General features: G+C 43.2%; 19 protein-coding genes. 8 read left to right on the plus strand and 11 right to left on the minus strand.

Features of this window, described 5'->3' with window-relative positions; translation table 11 throughout:
• Positions 1 to 82: 82 nt before the first annotated feature.
• From JWP71_RS15195 to JWP71_RS15210, 4 genes are read right to left on the minus strand one after another with little or no spacing between them, the layout of a single operon-like run.
• Complete coding sequence (locus JWP71_RS15195; protein ID WP_299501656.1) at positions 83 to 595, minus strand: glutathione peroxidase; 513 nt, start codon at positions 593 to 595, stop codon at positions 83 to 85.
• A gap of 49 nt (positions 596 to 644) precedes the next feature.
• The gene (gene ybeY, locus JWP71_RS15200) at positions 645 to 1,070 is read right to left on the minus strand and encodes an rRNA maturation RNase YbeY (RefSeq protein ID WP_299501658.1); all 426 of its coding nucleotides are present in this window, start codon (positions 1,068 to 1,070) and stop codon (positions 645 to 647) included.
• Complete coding sequence (locus JWP71_RS15205; protein WP_299501661.1) at positions 1,070 to 1,498, minus strand: ATP-binding protein; 429 nt, start codon at positions 1,496 to 1,498, stop codon at positions 1,070 to 1,072. Before JWP71_RS15205 ends, ybeY begins: the two co-directional genes overlap by 1 nt.
• On the minus strand, positions 1,495 to 4,821 hold the full coding sequence (locus JWP71_RS15210) for a DUF4175 family protein (RefSeq protein ID WP_299501663.1): 3,327 nt from the start codon (positions 4,819 to 4,821) through the stop codon (positions 1,495 to 1,497). The genes JWP71_RS15205 and JWP71_RS15210 overlap by 4 nt, the downstream gene beginning before the upstream one ends.
• Positions 4,822 to 5,022: 201 nt before the next feature.
• Here JWP71_RS15210 and JWP71_RS15215 point away from each other — a divergent pair, with 201 nt between their 5' ends.
• From JWP71_RS15215 to JWP71_RS15235, 5 genes are all read left to right on the plus strand, one after another.
• Complete coding sequence (locus JWP71_RS15215) at positions 5,023 to 5,508, plus strand: DUF1801 domain-containing protein (protein ID WP_299501665.1); 486 nt, start codon at positions 5,023 to 5,025, stop codon at positions 5,506 to 5,508.
• 375 nt (positions 5,509 to 5,883) lie between these two features.
• Positions 5,884 to 6,318, plus strand: a complete 435-nt coding sequence (locus JWP71_RS15220; protein ID WP_299501666.1) for a MarR family transcriptional regulator — start codon at positions 5,884 to 5,886, stop codon at positions 6,316 to 6,318.
• A gap of 44 nt (positions 6,319 to 6,362) precedes the next feature.
• On the plus strand, positions 6,363 to 7,622 hold the full coding sequence (locus JWP71_RS15225; protein ID WP_299501668.1) for an MFS transporter: 1,260 nt from the start codon (positions 6,363 to 6,365) through the stop codon (positions 7,620 to 7,622).
• A 206-nt stretch (positions 7,623 to 7,828) separates the two neighbouring features.
• Positions 7,829 to 8,002 carry a hypothetical protein gene (locus JWP71_RS15230; protein WP_299501670.1) on the plus strand — a complete coding sequence of 58 codons (174 nt, stop codon included), beginning with the start codon at positions 7,829 to 7,831 and terminating at the stop codon, positions 8,000 to 8,002.
• A gap of 133 nt (positions 8,003 to 8,135) precedes the next feature.
• Positions 8,136 to 9,416 carry a glycoside hydrolase family 71/99-like protein gene (locus JWP71_RS15235; RefSeq protein WP_299501672.1) on the plus strand — a complete coding sequence of 427 codons (1,281 nt, stop codon included), beginning with the start codon at positions 8,136 to 8,138 and terminating at the stop codon, positions 9,414 to 9,416.
• Positions 9,417 to 9,625: 209 nt separating this feature from the next.
• Here JWP71_RS15235 and JWP71_RS15240 read toward each other — a convergent pair whose 3' ends face one another.
• Both JWP71_RS15240 and JWP71_RS15245 read right to left on the minus strand, forming a co-directional pair.
• Entirely contained in the window at positions 9,626 to 9,850 is a 225-nt protein-coding gene (locus JWP71_RS15240; protein ID WP_299501675.1) for a KTSC domain-containing protein, read from the minus strand.
• Positions 9,851 to 9,853: 3 nt separating this feature from the next.
• The gene (locus JWP71_RS15245) at positions 9,854 to 10,039 is read right to left on the minus strand and encodes a hypothetical protein (protein WP_299501678.1); all 186 of its coding nucleotides are present in this window, start codon (positions 10,037 to 10,039) and stop codon (positions 9,854 to 9,856) included.
• Positions 10,040 to 10,134: 95 nt separating this feature from the next.
• Here JWP71_RS15245 and JWP71_RS15250 point away from each other — a divergent pair, with 95 nt between their 5' ends.
• Entirely contained in the window at positions 10,135 to 10,506 is a 372-nt protein-coding gene (locus tag JWP71_RS15250) for a nicotinamide-nucleotide amidohydrolase family protein (RefSeq protein WP_299501681.1), read from the plus strand.
• A 341-nt stretch (positions 10,507 to 10,847) separates the two neighbouring features.
• On the opposite strand, the gene JWP71_RS15255 is transcribed toward JWP71_RS15250, so the two are convergent.
• The 3 genes from JWP71_RS15255 to JWP71_RS15265 all read right to left on the minus strand — a co-directional run bounded on the left by JWP71_RS15255 (position 10,848) and on the right by JWP71_RS15265 (position 12,598).
• Positions 10,848 to 11,693: a universal stress protein gene (locus JWP71_RS15255; protein ID WP_299501684.1), complete on the minus strand. Its 846-nt coding sequence runs from the start codon at positions 11,691 to 11,693 to the stop codon at positions 10,848 to 10,850.
• Between the two features lie 108 nt (positions 11,694 to 11,801).
• Positions 11,802 to 12,116: a hypothetical protein gene (locus tag JWP71_RS15260; RefSeq protein ID WP_299501686.1), complete on the minus strand. Its 315-nt coding sequence runs from the start codon at positions 12,114 to 12,116 to the stop codon at positions 11,802 to 11,804.
• Positions 12,117 to 12,304: 188 nt separating this feature from the next.
• Positions 12,305 to 12,598 carry a hypothetical protein gene (locus JWP71_RS15265; RefSeq protein ID WP_299501689.1) on the minus strand — a complete coding sequence of 98 codons (294 nt, stop codon included), beginning with the start codon at positions 12,596 to 12,598 and terminating at the stop codon, positions 12,305 to 12,307.
• A gap of 204 nt (positions 12,599 to 12,802) precedes the next feature.
• On the opposite strand from JWP71_RS15265, the gene tal reads away from it, so the two are divergent.
• Positions 12,803 to 13,915, plus strand: a complete 1,113-nt coding sequence (gene tal, locus JWP71_RS15270; RefSeq protein WP_299501691.1) for a transaldolase — start codon at positions 12,803 to 12,805, stop codon at positions 13,913 to 13,915.
• 95 nt (positions 13,916 to 14,010) lie between these two features.
• Here the strand turns inward: tal and JWP71_RS15275 are convergent, their stop codons facing one another.
• Positions 14,011 to 14,898 (minus strand): dienelactone hydrolase family protein, encoded by an 888-nt coding sequence (locus JWP71_RS15275; protein WP_299501694.1) that lies wholly within the window; start codon positions 14,896 to 14,898, stop codon positions 14,011 to 14,013.
• A gap of 128 nt (positions 14,899 to 15,026) precedes the next feature.
• Between JWP71_RS15275 and JWP71_RS15280 the strand changes: the two genes are divergently transcribed.
• Positions 15,027 to 16,370 carry an MFS transporter gene (locus JWP71_RS15280; protein ID WP_299501696.1) on the plus strand — a complete coding sequence of 448 codons (1,344 nt, stop codon included), beginning with the start codon at positions 15,027 to 15,029 and terminating at the stop codon, positions 16,368 to 16,370.
• A 2-nt stretch (positions 16,371 to 16,372) separates the two neighbouring features.
• On the opposite strand, the gene JWP71_RS15285 is transcribed toward JWP71_RS15280, so the two are convergent.
• Positions 16,373 to 17,491, minus strand: a complete 1,119-nt coding sequence (locus JWP71_RS15285; RefSeq protein WP_299501698.1) for an alpha/beta hydrolase — start codon at positions 17,489 to 17,491, stop codon at positions 16,373 to 16,375.
• Between the last annotated feature and the right edge of the window lies 1 nt (position 17,492).

Raw genomic sequence — 17,492 nt, forward strand, 5'->3', positions numbered from 1 at the left:
AAAAAATGTGGAGCAACCAGTCATTAGTAAACAAAAAAGACTAACCACATTTGGTTAGTCTTTTTTGTTTAGTTTGTTAAGCTTAAAGCTGGCTGGTAATAGCCGGATCTAAAGGAGTAACCTTTGAACGGTAACGGTGTATTAGCTTGCCATTTTCATCTATCAAGAATTTCTCGAAGTTCCATTTAATGTCGCCGGTAAAATCAGGGTTTTCCGCGCTGGTTAAATATTGGAATAATGGATCAATATCCAAACCTAATACGCTCACCTTGCCGCTCATTGGGAAAGTAACTGAAAAATTATCATGGCAAAATGATTTAATATCCTGATTAGTGCCCGGCTCTTGTCCGCCAAAATTATTAGCCGGGAAACCTACTACTACTACTTTATCTTTATAAAGCTCTGCAAGCTTCTCCAATTCTTTATACTGTGGGGTAAACCCGCATTTTGAAGCGGTGTTAACGATCAATAATTTTTTGCCTTTGTATTTTAACAGCGAGAAGTTTTTACCATCAATGGTTTTCAATTTAAAGTCATAAACTGATGACGCGCTCGTTACAAACAACAGGGCGAATATTAATGCTATTGTTTTCATTTCGTTTTATAATTAGTTGGGAGATAAATATTTTAAGTAAAATTAAAGATTAAAAAGGCCGTTTTCCAAGATAGTAGTCTTCTTTTTCTGTCATTTTTTTCTTAGCAGCAGGGGTTTTGTCTTTATAGCCCAATAAGTGTAATACGCCATGTATAATTACACGGTCTAATTCATCAGTTACAGACACGCTAAAGCCGGCAGCATTTTCGCGGATGCGGGGTATAGAAATAAAAATATCCCCTCTTATCTCACCCTTGTCTACCGAATTATCAAACGTAATAATATCGGTATAGGTGTCATGATCCAAATATTTCTGATTAATCTTCAGCAAATATGCATCCGAACAAAATACAAAAACAAGCTCCTGTAAGGTAAAACCTTCGGCAACGATGGTTTGATTTATCCACTGCCGTATTTTGGTTTTGTTTTTTAGCGTGTAGGTTATATCCTCTTCAAAAAACTGTATAGCCGGCATTATAATTTAAATAGCAGTTCAACCTCGTTGCCTTTTGTATTAAACACGCATTGATCTGCCAGATGCTTAACTATAAACACGCCGCGGCCGGTTAATTTTTCTAAGTTTTCCTCGGCTGTTGGATCTGCCAGGTGAACATAGTCAAATCCTTCACCTTCATCGGTAATGGTCCAAATAGTACGTTTGGCATCAACCTCAACATTTACAATAACCTTTTTATTTGGGTCTAATTTATTGCCATGTATAATTGCATTAATAACAACTTCATTTAAACAAGTCATCATGTTAGCAAAAATGTCATCACTAATCTGATATTTATCGGCAATTTCTTCTATCAAATTTTCCAATAAGGTTACACTCTCCCGTGCAGACGGTAGCTGTAAAGTATATAGGTCAGTGGTTTGAATAGGCGCTTGCTCCATTATCATTTTGAATTAAGTTGGTCAAAATAAGATTTTATTTTCTGTTTATAATACAAATTTAGCGCCGGGGACACAGTTCTAACCTGTTCAGTCTGTTTTTGTTTTACTTGTTGGTAGTCTTGTAACGCTTTTATGTAGCCTGGCGGCAAATCCCTACCCACATGGCTTTCGCGTTGCTTATCCTGCTCCCGCTCCTGTTCGGCCTTCTCGGCTTCCAAAAGTCGGGTCTGTATTTGCTGCTGACGTTTCAACGCTTCATCTGTTATTCTCCTGTTTACGAGATCCCTCTCAGTTTGTTCCATTTGCTGCGATATTTTATCAGCATCCTTCACGCCCGAGCCGCCCTCTTTGCTTTGTTCATTATTAATTTGTTGCAATGATTGGCGTATCATTTGCTGCTCACGAGCCATTTTAGCCAGCTGTTCGCTCATTTGCCCTCGCTGGCTTTGCCCCTGTGGCGTATTGCCCTGTTGCTGCATTTGATCGCGCATTTTTTGCATGTTCTGCGTTAGTTTTTCCTGCATTTGCCGTAATTGCGAAACCGACATTTGCTTCGATTTTCCCTTGCCGCCTTTAGCATTCATTTTGGCCTGCAATTGTGCAAGCGCATCGCTTAACATTAATGCCAGGTTGTTCATGGATGTCATAGCATACTGTTGGTCGCGGTTAGCCTCGGCGGTGCGTCTGTCTCCCAAATACTCCAGCGATGCATCAACGTGGCTATTTATTGCTGTAATTTCGCGGTTAACGGTTGATTGTATTTGCGGTATACGTTTGCTCAGCGAAAATAGGCTGTCTTCGGCGGTTTTCAAATTATCCTTTATGTTTTTTTGACTTTGAGCCAATGTAATATAATTGGGGTCGGCCTGGCTGGTGTTTCTCAGTGTTTGCATCACCTTTTCCTGGTCGAACGAGCTGTTTATCAAACTCTTTAATAATTCGCGTAGCTGCCGGGCATCAACTTCGGTTTCTTTTTCATCCTGTTCCTGCTGTTCCTGCTCCATTTTTTGGGCAAGCTGCTGCATTTGATTGGCAGATTGTTTTTGCGATTGCGACGCTTTTGATTTATTATTCTTTGATAACTGATCTGAACTTTGGTTCATCTGATCTTCAATGTTTTTCTCGTCGGCCTCCGGGTTTTTAAAATCTTGTTTGGCCGCCTGGTCGGTATTTTTATCCAGGTCCTTTAGTGATTTTTCTAAATTTTCAAACTCCTTGTTCAGGTTTTGCTGCTGTTGCTGTAACCGGTCCTTGTCTGACTCGGGCTGCTGGGTTTCGTCACTTAATTTCTGTTGTTTCTCTGCCAGCTGTTTTAACTGGTTAATGTGTTGATTTAGCTTTTGATCAAACTCCAGCTTTTTATATAAGTTAAGCATTCGGTCAAGCTCTTTTTTAAGAGACTTATTATCCATCTGCATTTTTGATAGTTCATTACGCGTGCCATCCTTTTGATCCTGCTGCAATAATTGCTGTAGTTTTTGCAACAGCTCTTTGGTTTTAGGATCAAGTACGTTATTTAACAGGTCCTCTATTTGTTTTTGTTCTGCTAACAACTCCTTGTTTTGGGGTTCGTTTTCGCGGCGGTTATACAGGTTCCTTTTATTCTCTTCCTGTATTTGTTTAACCAATTCATCTAATTCTTTCCGTTTTTGCAACAAGTCTTCCACCTGTTTTTTTTCATCGAAAGAAAGATTGTTTTTATTTAATAAAACCTGATCAAGCTTTTTCGAGTCGCGCTCTATTTGGTCGGCCAGTTTAATAGCCGATTGCATTTTTTGCTTAACACCGGTAGTGCCCGAATTTAATTCATCTCTTAATGCTTGCGCATCGGGTACATTCAGCGTGCGCTCGGGCGTGCGTGCTTTTTTTGGGCCGCTTACCCCATCATTATCGGCTACCTCGAAAAAATAGGTTACCTGGTCGCCGGGTTTTATGCCCAGTTCCTTCAAATTCCAGAAATAAAAGAAATCTGCTAATGTTTGATTCAGATCGGCCTTAACCGATTTAACAATTTCATGTTCATTGCTTTTGTCGCCGGCTGCGCCAACTTTATAATGAAAGGTTAATGAAGTAAAGCCATGATCGTCCTGTATTTTACCATTAAAGTAAAAAGCGCGCATGCTAACGGAATCCGGTTTTTCCTGCACATCAATAGATGGCGGCTCATCAGCAACAATATTAATGCGGTATGAGGCCGAATCACTTTGTGTAACAACAGCGTTTACCGGGCTTAATTTATAGGCCGACGGCTTAATAATCCGTTCGTTATGCTCAAAAAGATCATTGCTAACCGGGGCTAAGGAAAGTTTACTATCGTTCATTTCGAACATTAAACCTGTTGCATTTTGCGTATGAAACTTCCAGGCAACAGTTGTGCCGGCAGGGATGGTCAGGTCGCCGGCATTGGGTAAGGCCTCTGTTTTTTTATGCAGGTAAGCCGGATATTGCAGCTCTACATCAAAATGTAATAATGACGGGCGCAGATTAACCTTAATTTCATAAGGAGCAGATATAAAACCATTGCCCACCAACCGGAACGATGTATTTTGTTGCAGATTGGTAAACAGGTAATGAAACTTGCTTACATTTTCCTTGTCAAGCTTAAAGGTATTATTGGCGGTTTCTACATAAACATCAGCCGGAAGCTGGTTGCCTTGCAATTTTAGCTCCAATTTCAGGTCCTCGCCTTGTACAGCCGATAGCCTTTGGTTCAACACTACAAACTGAAACGGCGCCACGGGTGCAAAATATTCGTTATGGCGGATGATCTTTTTAGTGCTTTCTGTTAAAATTGATGGAGCCGCCAGGCCAATAATAATTATTATAGCTATAGGGGTTAGTATCCATTTAAGGTATTTAGAATTTTCTTTTATGTTGATAGCAGACGGAAAACGTACCGGCTTTAAGTTTTGAATCTTTTGGTCGATGCCGGCTTCTATGAGTTCGCGGTGCAGGGCATCCTCGCCGGCAAGTTTTTTAAGCTGCAGCGTATTCAACAGTTTATCATTTACATCGCTAAAATGTTTGCCTATAATTTCGGCGGCTTCATCATGCGTTAGGGTTTTGCTCAGTTGAAGCCATGCCAATAATGACGGGATAACCAGCCAGCATAATAAACCCAGGTTAAGCAGGATAAAACCATAAAATAAAACACTGCGAAAAAACGAATTGAAATTGCCAAAATACTCGCTCAGCGTAATAACTACGTAAGCCGAAAACAGGCCCGCGCCCAAAAATATCAATCCCCTTAACAGGTTGTTTAAATAAAACTTCCTGGTAAAAGTATTGATCTTAGCGATCAGTATATCGTAGTTTTCTGATTGGGTCATAAATTGCCATCATTAAAATACCGGTATTTAATATTTAAACGCAAAAAGTATAATAAATTATGCGTTAAATGTTAAATCGGGAAACTAATATAAGGAAAATAAGAAGCTGATAGGTAACAAATTAGATGAATTGCTTATATTTATGTTATTAACCACCCGTATGCCCATTTCTGGCCTGTTTTATTATTATATTTAAACATAATGGCAAGAGAAGATAATGCCGACCTCTTATTATTTCTGCGCCCGTTCACCCCAAGGATACAGGAGTTAACCCTATGGCTGCGCGATTTTGTGTGGGACCTTTATCCCGAATGCAATGAGTTGATCTATGATAACTATAACGCCCTGGCCTTTGGCTGGTCGCCGTCTCATATATTGGGCGATACCTTTTGCTCTATTGCTGTGTTTAATGATAAGTATGTGCACTTTGGGTTTTACTGGGGATCAAAAATTGCCGATCCCGAAAAAATTTTATTAGGTAACGGCAGCCAGTATCGCTACATCATTATCAAAGAAAAAGAGGATCTGCCGCAAGATTACATAAAAAAGCTAATGGCCGATGCTTATGCGTTTTCGGTTGATAAAGCGAAAGACTTAACCAAAGCGCCTAAGGGAACAACCATAACCAAATCTATATCGCCGGTAAAAAAACGGCCGGGGATGATGCCGCCAAAGAAAAAGAAATAGTACTGTTTTTTTAAAAAAAAAGTGTTTCATCAGGTGTTTCACCCTGAATTTGCAAAAATCAACAAAATAGCATAAAGTGCTTATTGTAAGCTATTTATATATGTTTGCCTAAAGTGCTTGTACTGTTTCAAAGTGTTTCACTCATTTTGTCAAGTTGCTATTTATCAATAGGTTAACCTAAAAAAGTGTTTCATGCGTTTCATTTTTTTGTGAAACACTACATCTTTTTTTTAATACACCAAACCACTATTGTACCGGTAGGATACACAACAAGAAACTACTATAAATAGGTTTGCAAAATTACCTTAACATGTCATTTTTGCCTGAGCAACACCTTACCTTTGTAAGGTAAACTTATTAGTTTGTCTTACAATAATGGATAACAAAAACTTAGAATTTGTTTCAGACCTACGCACCGTGGTAGGCCGCTTAATTAAAAAGCTTCGAAAAGAGTCTACCACCGGACAGCAGCTCTCCCTTACAGAGCGCTCGGTGCTTTTTTTATTATTGCAGCACAAAGAAATGCTACCGAGTGAATTGGCGGCAATGGAAAAGATCACCAATCAATCTATGTCGGGCATATTGGCTCATTTGTTTGAGTTGAATTATATCACCCGTACCGCATCAGCTATTGATAAACGAAAAGTGCTGATCACCTTAACAGAAAAAGGCGAACAGACGCTGTTGCAGGTACGCAATGAGCGCGACCAATGGCTCACCAAAGCAATCCAGACAACCTGTACAAAAGAGGAGCAGGAATTATTAAAAAAAGCCATCGGGCCATTAACAAAATTAGTCGACTTTGAATGATCTGCAAATAGGTTTACACTTAAAAAGGATCAAGGATTTTATACATGAATATCAACACCTTCAGGGCTTTTAAGAGCCGCAATTTCAGGTTATACTTTACGGGCCAATCCGTTTCATTAATTGGCACATGGATGCAAAAAACAGCGGTAAGCTGGGTTATCTATTCGCTTAGTCACTCTACCTTCATGCTGGGACTAACGCTTTTTTGCAGCCAGTTTCCCTCATTTTTACTTTCGCTGTTGGGCGGCGTTGTGTCTGATCGCTACAATCGTTACCGCGTTTTGCTGGCTACACAGGTGGCCTCTATGATACAGGCTATTTTATTAGCTGTTTTAATATTGCTTAAGCATTATGAGGTTTGGGAGATACTGGCGCTAAGCGTTATGCTGGGCATTATTAATGCGTTTGATGTGCCGGCAAGGCAATCATTAGTATATGAAATGGTTGAAGATAAAAGCGACCTGCCAAATGCATTGGCGCTTAACTCGTCTATGGTAAACCTATCGCGGCTCATTGGTCCGGCCATTGCCGGATTAATATTAGAGGGGCTTGGCGACGGTGCCTGTTTTTTGGGGAACGCCATCAGCTTTATAGCGGTCATCGGTTCGTTGTTAATGATGAAACTACCCAAATATGTTAGCAAGCCACACCCTAAAAATGTATTTGGCGAATTGAAGGACGGCTTCTCCTATATTAAACGGACACCATCCATCGCATTTGTATTGGTGATGCTTGCCTTAATAAGTTTGATGGTATTACCCTTCAGCACATTGATACCCTACTATGCCCGGGATGTTTTTAAAGGCACCGCAACAACCTTTGGTATTATAGACAGTTTTATTGGTCTGGGTGCATTTTCGGGAGCGATATTCCTGGCTTCGCTAAAGCCGGGTGCTAATTTGAAAAAGATATTATTTATAAATACGCTGGTATTTGGCGCCGGACTGGTGCTGTTTTCGCATGAGCAAAGTTACCCGCTGGCGTTGCTGTTTGTAACTATCGCGGGGTTTGGTATGATGTCGCAAATTACGGTGAGCAATACACTGATACAAACGACGGTCGACCAGAACATGCGCGGGCGTGTTATCAGTTTTTATGCTATGGCTTTTTTTGGGATGCAACCCCTGGGCGGTTTGCTGGTTGGCTCTATATCAAAATGGGTAGGCACAACCGATACGCTGATGGGCGAGGGAATAGCAGCTTTATTAATTGGCCTACTACACTGGCGCTACCTGCACAGGGAAAAATTAAAAAAATTACGCAAAAAGCAACTGGTTGAGCCGGTGGTGGTGCCTGCGGCATAATAAGTGTTGCATGGTGTCGTATGTGTTACACAACATCATGCACAGGTTGAAGAAAAAAAAGAACAACTTCCCCGATTAAAGGTTATTAATGGCAGAGAATAAAATAACCATAAATAAAATAAACCTTATGGCTGGTTATTACTCAACAAATAATATACTAAATACACATATCTATGAAAATTGTAAAAACACTATTGTTTGCCATCATGGCAATTTGCTTCTTAGGAAGTGCGCAAGCACAGATCAGAGTTAAAGCACGAATAGGCACACCGCCGCCACCGCAACACAGAGTGGTAGTGGTTCAACGCCCGGTACACCATTATCAGGCCAGACGCCACTATGTAAAGCGCAGGCACGTTGTGGTACGCCGTCATTACTAAAACAAAAAAGCTCTCTTATCGAGGGCTTTTTTTATGGGCTTTTTATCGTAACGATTATGGTACAATAAATACGGTATGCGTAAAGCGAACTAAATTAGTATACCAATTACACAACCAATTATCTAACCATATTATGTTAAAAAAAGCACTTATATTACTGTTGGCGTTATTCTGCATAGGCTGCTCAACAAAAAAGCATAGCAAAACATCGGCACATACCAGCTATAAAGGGTTAATAATGGCCGGCTATCAGGGCTGGCATGATACACCCACTGACGGCGCCGATCGTGGCTGGGGCCATTATCTGCAACGGGGCGTGTTTGGTCCGGGAAATTTGAAAATAGATCTATGGCCGGAGCTAAGCGAATACAAAAAGATGTACCCTACGCCATTTATCCATGCAGACGGCAGCGTAGCCATGCTACCCAGCGACCATGATTACACCACTACTGATGTGCGCTTTAAATGGATGAAACAATATGGCGTTGATGGCGTATTTATGCAGCGATTTATTGGTAATACGCACCCTGGCTACACCCGTAACCATTTTAACAAAGTATTGGGCGACGCGCTTAAAGCCGCCCGTAAATACAACCGTGCCATTGCTGTTATGTATGATTTTTCGGGCATGCGTGATACGCTGGATCTTCCGTTGTTTAAAAGTGATTGGAAAAATTTGGTTGATAGTATGAAAATAACCCATGGGGGCAATAAACAACCGTACCTGTATCACAACGGCAAACCATTGGTAGTGCTATGGGGCGTAGGCTTTAATGATAGCGGCCGCCATTATACTACAAAAACAATGGCAAAAATTGTTGATTTTTTACAAAACGATCCGAAATATGGCCATTGCGCGGTAATGCTGGGCGTACCTACCTATTGGCGCGAGTTTGGTAACGATACCGAAAAGAACCCCGAGCTGCATGCTTTGATAAAAAAGGTGGATGTTATACACCCATGGACGGTAGGGAGGTATAAGGACGATGCCGGCTTCCAAAAATATAATGAAATAGAAAAAGCCGACCTGGCATGGTGCAAAGCAAACCATATTGATTATGCACCTACGTGTTTCCCGGGCTTTAGCTGGCATAATTTAAATTTAAAAGATAAGTTTAATGCTATACCAAGAAACAGGGGTAACTTTTTTTGGAATGAACTATCGGCAGCCATAAAAAACGGCGCCGAAATGATATATGTAGCCATGTTTGACGAAGTGGACGAAGGCACAGCCATTATGAAGGTATCGCAAAACCCGCCGATAGGCCCAAGCCCGTTTGTAACTTTTGAGGAAGGCATACCATCTGATTATTATTTGTACCTGGCCGGATATGCCGGTAAAGTGCTTAAAAAAGAATTGCCTTTGCCGGAGTCTATCCCGCTGCCAAAATCGGCTAAGTCGGCAATCAAATAAAAACAGGCTGCATCAAAAGGCATAAATAGCAAACAGCAGCAAAATAATATTTGGCCTTTGCGGTCTCCTATATTTGATTTCAACATAGGAGACTGCAAAGAAGTCACAAAGTAAGATGGAGAGTTAAGTCCGAAAAAATATAACTCTGTGTTGATTTTTGTAATATCAATTGCGTTTAGTTATTTTAAGCTATTAGGTTGTTGTTTAGCTTACAATAATTTGGTTTGATTTAGCCCCGGCGTTACCGCTTCGTAGAGATATTTGCCTTTGATATGCTGGTTGAACCAGATGCCCTTCGCCATGGTGGCGCGCATTTCTTTAAAAACTTTTTCCGGTACGTTCAGGTAGTTGTACATTTTACCAGAATGGTAACGCACGGTCAGCGTTTCCGTTGAAGCATCATAATTATAACCGGCGATCATAGCTGATGGCATGGCTTATTTGTTTTCCGTTTTCTTTTTGTCGGCAAAATATTTCCGGGCCCGTTTTAATCCGGTAGCAATGGCTATTCCTTCATCTGCACCGTCCGTTAAGACCTGGTTCGCAATCTCGACCGCCTTTTCCCGCAGCTTCTTAGGCTGGTTCTTGTAAGATGGCGGGTAATCTCCATTATACCAAGGCATCACCTCCTCCTTTTTAGGATAAACAGCCGGCCCATATAAATGTTTCTTTTAGCTAAAAATCAAACCATTCACGGCTATTGCAGGTTATAGTAATAATGGCAGAAAGCAAGATCAGTATTTGCAGTAAGTTAATGGCGCGTCAAGGCCTGACCATCGCTTTCGCGGAAAGCGCCACGGCCGGCTGGCTTTGTTCGGAATTCGCATTGACCGAAGAATCAGGGAAAATATTAAAAGGAGGTATTGCCTGCTACGATGCCGGTCTGAAGGTGAAGCTGCTTAAAGTGCCGCAGGAACTTATCGATCAATATACGCCAGAGTCTTTGGAGGTCACCCGTGAAATGGCCTATCGCCTGCGGGAACTCATCGAATCTGATATCCAGGTAACCGTTACCGGGCTCACCACTCCAGGGGGGCAGCGAAACGCCGGAGAAACCGGTAGGCACCATGTTTGTTTTTGCGCTAATTAAAGGCCGGGAAGCCAGCTTCCGGAAAGTGTTCGCAGGTTCTTGCGAAAAAGTGATCCACCAAACCATTTGAAGCTACCGCCGAGCTACTGACAAGGGAATTAAGTCTATCATAGTTTTTGGATAAAATAAAAACTAACGTGCTCGCCATCAGCAAGAATTAATAGGTGGATTTCAACAGGCTAGCCGAAGTATGGCCAACAATACAGACTTAAAGCTCCTTAACCATATTAAACATGCGCCTGCTGCTTAATTTTCGATATGTTTATTTTCAGCGCATTGCAATTTTTGGGTGTGCCAATGTGTACACAGTATACCAACGTGTACATGCTTATTATTAATCGCTACTCCGGCAGGTGCTTTTCCCTGATCAGCAACAGCGGTACAGACGTATGAAAGGCCAGTTTTTGGGTAATACTGTCATGAAATAAACGGTCAAAGAAATTATGGTGCCGGGGCACAGCGATCATCAGTTGTATATCATATTCCCGGATGAAGTGCAGAATGCCTTCCGCTATATCTTCATGGATCAGATAATGATAATCTGGCTTTTCCTGGTCCCAAAGCTCGTGCAATGCGTTTTGTTCATCGATGGTGTCCGGTGTAAAACGGGTCCGGTCCTTGGTATCCACATTCAAGATCAGCAAACGGGCATTCAGTGTATGGACCAGGCGCCTGATAGCATCCGCCGGGGTAGCAGTGGATACATTTTCGAGCTCGCAGGCAAAGGCCACCCGGCGGATCTTGTTATAGAGGGCCTCCTTGGGTACAAATAATAATGGGGTTGTACATTCTCTGGCCATCAGTAGCGTATTGCTCCCTATCAGGACTTGTTCCAGCTTGCTTTTGCCGGTGACACCCATCACCGTCAGTCCCGCCTGCTGTTCTACCGCAATAGCGGCTGCGGCTGTCAGGAGTGGCCGGTCATCCGTTAGGGCACTAATCTGCGTTCTTTCACTGACATATGTCCGCAACTCGTTTTTCATTTTGGTCAAAGCGGCCAGACTTGCCAACCGCAAAAGTTCCATGTTCGGAGGTTCCGGCAGAAGTGCGTCCGCCGGCGGCATAAACTCATAGGAATGATATAGCAGTAATTCATCGGCTTCCAGCTGGTGTGTCAGTCCTGCGGCATAAAGCGCTGCCTGACGCGATGCCCGGGAAAAATCAATCAACACGAGAATCTTTTTCATGACTGCCGATTCTAATAGACGACGGGTATTTTAACTTTCAGCGAAGAGGCAACCAACTCTATGGTGAACTGTTCGGTGGGTTCTTTCCTGTTTTCCCTGGCTGAATATTTAAACAGATTTCCATATTTTAAAGACATTTTCGTGCCTTGCGTCCTCGTCACGGATAACGATCCCCAAATGATCCGGTCTTTCGGGGTGATGCTGCTCAATCAGCCGGTAGACCCGTTGCAACAGGGTACCCAACCGGTGCTCAAAATCTGCCTTGCTGATATTAATCAGTACCTTGTCGCGGTAGGGCGCTACCCGGTTTTTATCTCCCAGCTCGGTTTGCAACAGCCGGATGATATTTGCTTTTACTTCTTCCATTTTTGAAATGTTGTTCTTTTTCGTATGTTTTTTACTTATCAACCCCCTCATATGCATTAAGCAGAGATGCTATAGATGCCGACCGGGAATTGCGCGAATTCGGTTCTCATTAATGAACGCCAGTTGTGCCGGAATTCCGGCAGGGTAATTCAATAAAGAAAAGGATGGGCTTGCTGATAGATGTATCGGAAAGAATGTAATATAGCAGAATGCTATTTTATAGCGGCCTTTATGTAGGCAAGTTTTTACCCCCAATGTCCCCGTTGCCATCTATAGCCATGGCCCGAGTGCTGCAATGAACCACGTATATAAGTACGAACGGGCTTTGACCTGTCCCAATGACCGCGTATGTAAACGTATCTGCCTCCGCTCCACGTCCAGTCGCCATCTATCCAAACGGCTCCATCATAAGGCGCAACCGGCCTTTCATAAACCGGCTCAACCGATTGATCAGCCTCATAATAACTTCCTGCACAAGATGACAGAAATATGGATTCCTCCAAAAGAAGCAAGGATCCAAACGTTGATAATATTCTCATTGGTATAACTTTTTAACTACGCAAGAGCCGCACAAGCCTGCGTACAAAAAATAACAACCCTAATTAACTACGGTTTTAATAATTTTCAAATTGTATATAAACATGCTTTCTGATTGTTCGCACAGGCAGAAAAAAACACAAACCAACATGAATTAAAATTGTTTTATAGATGGAGCTTCCGGCCCCGCTATTTAAAAATCTTGAATGATGAAAATGAATAATATCAAACAAATACATGAATTCGGCCAAAGTATTTGGCTGGATTTTCTCGACCGTAAGCTAATCCGTTCAGGCGAATTAAAAAAACTGATCGAGGAAGACGGCCTGCGGGGTATGACCTCCAACCCGGCCATCTTTGAAAAAGCCATCAGCGGCAGTGCGGATTATGATGAGCAGATATGGGAAGTAGCAGAAAAACATCAAAATAATGAAGCCATTTTTTACGAGCTGGCAGTTACCGATATCCGGGAGGCGGCCGATCTGTTCGGGCCCGTTTTTGCGGCGAGCCAGGATGGCTATGTCAGCCTGGAAGTTTCGCCACACCTGGCGCGTGATTCCAGCCGGACAATCCGCCAGGCGACGGAGCTTTGGCGAAAAGTGGATAGAAAAAACGTGATGATCAAAATCCCCGCGACCGCCGAAGGCCTGTCCGCTATCCGCAGGGCCATTTGCGAGGGCATTAATGTAAATATTACGCTGCTTTTCGGCCTGGATCGCTATGAAGCCGTCACCGACGCTTACCTATCGGGACTGGAGGACCGCTTGGCAGATGGACATCCCATCGATCAGATCGCCTCGGTCGCCAGCTTTTTCCTGAGCAGGATTGATGTGCTGGTGGACCAAATGCTGGAAACTAAAGGACACCTCGAGCTAAAGGGCGAGGTTGCCATTGCATGCGCTAAACAGGCTTACCAGATCTATAAGCAAGTGTTTGGCAGCGAGCGATTTAAAAAGCTACAGGAAAAAGGTGCCAGGCCACAGCGTGTTTTATGGGCCAGCACCGGCACTAAGGATCCATCTTTCGCGGATACTAAATATGTGGATGCCCTGATTGGTCCGGAAACGGTGAATACTGTTCCCCCGGAAACGCTGGAAGCCTACCGGGATCATGGGCATCCCGAAAGCCGCCTGGAGCAGGACGCGGATCTGGCGGCACAGACCTTGGCCCGGTTGAAAAAGATTGGGATCAACATAGACGAGGTTACCGCGCAACTGGAAAACGAGGGCATCGAAAAATTCAATAAGCCCTATGACCAGCTGTTGCAGGCTATCGAGGAGAAAAAAGCCCGCTCGCCGCTCAAGTCTTACGCGCTTTAAATTAGTTTTGCTCCGGAAAACGGGTGCACTGCCGAACAGGCCAAAACGGTTGGCGATTTGACCTGTTCTGATATTTCGCCCCTTCTCGACGTCGCCTATTTCAAATGCTCATTAAAAAAATCAATCGTGCGTTTCCAAGCAAGTTCTGCGGCGGCTTTGTCATAACGGGGTGTGGTATCGTTATGGAAGCCATGATTTACGTTTTCATAAATAAATGCCTGGTATTTTTTGCCGTTCGCTTTTAAAGCAGCTTCGTAGGCCGGCCATCCCCCGGTGATTCGGGTATCCAGCGACGCATAGTGCAGCAGCAGGGGCGCTTTAATTTTTGGCACATCCCCGGCTACAGGCTGACTGCCATAGAAAGGTACCGCTGCTGCCAGATCGGGTATCCTAACGGCCATCATATTGGCTATGCCGCCACCATAACAAAAACCCACCACACCTACCTTACCGTTACAGTCCGAGTGGTTTTTAAGGTAGTAGTAGGCGGCTATAAAATCTTCCTCCATTTCTTTGGGATCTCTTTTGCTTTGCATGGCACGTCCCTCTTCGTCATTGCCCGGGTAGCCGCCCAGAGGCGTAAGCGCATCGGGTGCAAGGGTAATAAATCCGGCCAGGGCAGCTCTTCTGGCCACATCTTCAATGTATGGGTTCAAACCCCGGTTTTCATGAACTACAATGATGCCACCCAATTTCTTTTTAGCATCTTTAGGTTCTGATAGCAATGCTTTGATAGTTCCGCCGCCTTTTGGCGAAGGGTATTTGATGTATGCCGATTTCAATCGGGGATCATCGGCCCTGATCTGTACGTTGCCTTTATAATCGGGCATCAGGAAACTCATGAGTGTGGGTACGGTTAATCCGCCAACAGCATAAAGCGATAGCTTTTCTACAAATCCACGCCGGTCAAGCCGGTTGTGGGCGTAGTCATCATACAGGTCGAACACTTCCTGTTTGATGTCTTCTTTTTTTATCTGGCTCATAGTTAATGGTTTTATTCAAATATAATAATATCACGCGGAAAAAAATTAAACGGAGGGACGTTATTACTGCAACGCTGCACTACACTTTTCATCTAAAATTCACTAACTTATCAGCATATTGCGATAAGATGCCCGGTTCAAGGTTTCCTTTCAGAAAACAACTGGCCTATACCTGCGGGATGATAGGCTGGAGCATGATGACCAATATGATCATCGTAATGATGCCGTACTTTTATTTGCCGCCATCAAATTCGGGATTAATACCATTTGTGCCTCAGTTGCTTGTATTTGGCGTGCTTAACCTGTTATCGGTAATTGCCGCCTCGGGCCGGTTTGTTGATGCTGTTTACGATCCGTTGATAGCCTCATTGAGCGATAAAAGCACTCATCCAAATGGCAGGCGCATTCCTTTCATGAAGTGGGCCATATTACCCGCCATGTTTTTTTTCTGTTTAACCTTTTCGCCATTGGTTAGGGGCGAAAGCGTTTACAATGCCGTGTGGCTCACCATTAATATGATCTTTTTCTTTATGGGTGCTACCACCTATATTATTCCCTACAATGCCCTGTTGCCCGAGTTAACAAATACCGCCGCCGAAAAAGTTAAGCTATCTTCTTTTCAACAAGTGGGTTTTATCATTGGCATTATGCTATCGGCACTGGTAAATAACTTTGCAGACCTGGTGCAAAAACATTTTACCGTTATTGACCGCGATTCGGCAGTACAATACACCATTTGGGGACTAAGCGTTATAGCCGGACTATTTATGCTGATACCGGTGCTGTATATCAACGAAAAAAAGTACTCCAGCGGCAAGCCCTCGCATCTGCCTTTATTGCCGGCTATCCGCAAAACTTTTGGTAACCGTAATTTTAAATATTACCTGATTTCTGATTTTTCGTATTACATGGCACTAAGCATCATATCAAGCGGCTTATTGTATTTTGTTACTGTTTTGCTGCGCCTGCCCGAATCAGACGGGGGTGTTTTTATGGCAACTATGGTGTTGGTATCGCTGGTGTTTTACCCGTTGATTAATTACTTGTCTAAAAAGATGGGGAAAAAGCCCATCGTAATGTTTTCTTTCGGTTTGCTGAGTTTAATATTTGTGGCGATATTTTTTTTAGGAAAGTTCCCGGTATCGCCGTATGTGCAGATCTATACCCTGGTATTATGTGCCGCCTTCCCACTGGCTTCATTGGGGATATTACCCAATGCCATCCTCGCGGAAATTGCCCAGGAGGATACCAATCAAACCGGCGAAAACCGTGAAGGAATGTACTTTGCCGTAAAATACCTGTTTGTAAAATTTGGGCAAACATTAGGGATAGCCCTGTTTGCTTTTTTAACAGTTTACGGAAAAGACCCGGGCAATGATTACGGATTGCGCTTAAATGGCATTTGCGGCTGTGTACTGTGCGTAGTGGCTTTAATAGTATTTAGCCGTTTTAAAGAAGCTAGAACGAGATGAGCCTATTGGGTAACCGCTTTTAAAAAGCCATCAACAGCGTAGGTTGATAACTGGCCGCCCGGGCCATTCAAATTATAATCAAACCCGTGTGTTGCCCAGGGCAGTTTTAGCCAATAATGTTTAATGCCATTTTGCTGAAGCTTTTCATTCAAGCGTCGGCTATGCTCATAGGCCACCAGCACATCATTATACCCATGAATAATTAGCGTCGGAACGGACTGCCGGTTTACAAACCCAATAGGCGAGCTTGCCGCATAGTTGTACGGAACCTGTTTGTATGTACCCCCTAAATAGTTTTCCATTACTGCCCTTGAATCCATAACCCATCGACTGGCCGGAGCAGAATATCCCCAAACCATATCCGCTGGGCCATAAAAATCTATTACGCCCTTTATGCCTTTATTGTGCAACGTATAAGCTGCCAATAACGCTATTTGCGCACCTGCCGACCGGCCCAGCAGCACAAAGTTATTGGTGTCTATTTTAAGTTCATCAGCATGCTCATGCAGGTAATTTAACGCGGCTTGCGTATCATCTACAGCCGCCGGATTGTGATTTTCGGGCGATAAGCGGTAATTTATAGCCGCAACATTATACCCCAATTTTGCAAGGTGGCTGTTAAGCCCGGGCACCTGTTTACTATCGCCGGTACTCCATGAGCCGCCATGTATTACAATAACGCATGGCCGTTTTCCGGGGATTTGCGCGGGATAAAAATCGAGGGTTAAAGCGGTATTCCGATAGGTAACATAAGTTACGGTTTTATAGGCGATAACGGTATTACCTGCAAATAATTTAACAAGGCTAAATGGTTGGGCGTTATCATTATTATCCTTGCCAAATGCCGTGGTAAGCTCACTCTTTAAACTACTTGCTACCGCGCATGCCCTTATAATTGGCGAAAGAAACAACAGGATTGCAGCAACACCAATAATGGCCCCCGCTAATTGATACTTAGGAACCCAGATACCCCACACGGTTAACACGGCGGTAGCGCCGACAAAAATCAGGGGGAATTCGGTTACTAAAACGGCCAATAGCCATAGGTGATAGGTAGGCGCTTTAAAAATGGCTAATAAGGAGATTAAAAAGAATAGGTTGATGAGGATTAATCGGGGCATG

The sequence above is a fragment of the Mucilaginibacter sp. genome (assembly GCF_028287845.1).
In the GTDB taxonomy this organism is placed as follows: domain Bacteria; phylum Bacteroidota; class Bacteroidia; order Sphingobacteriales; family Sphingobacteriaceae; genus Mucilaginibacter.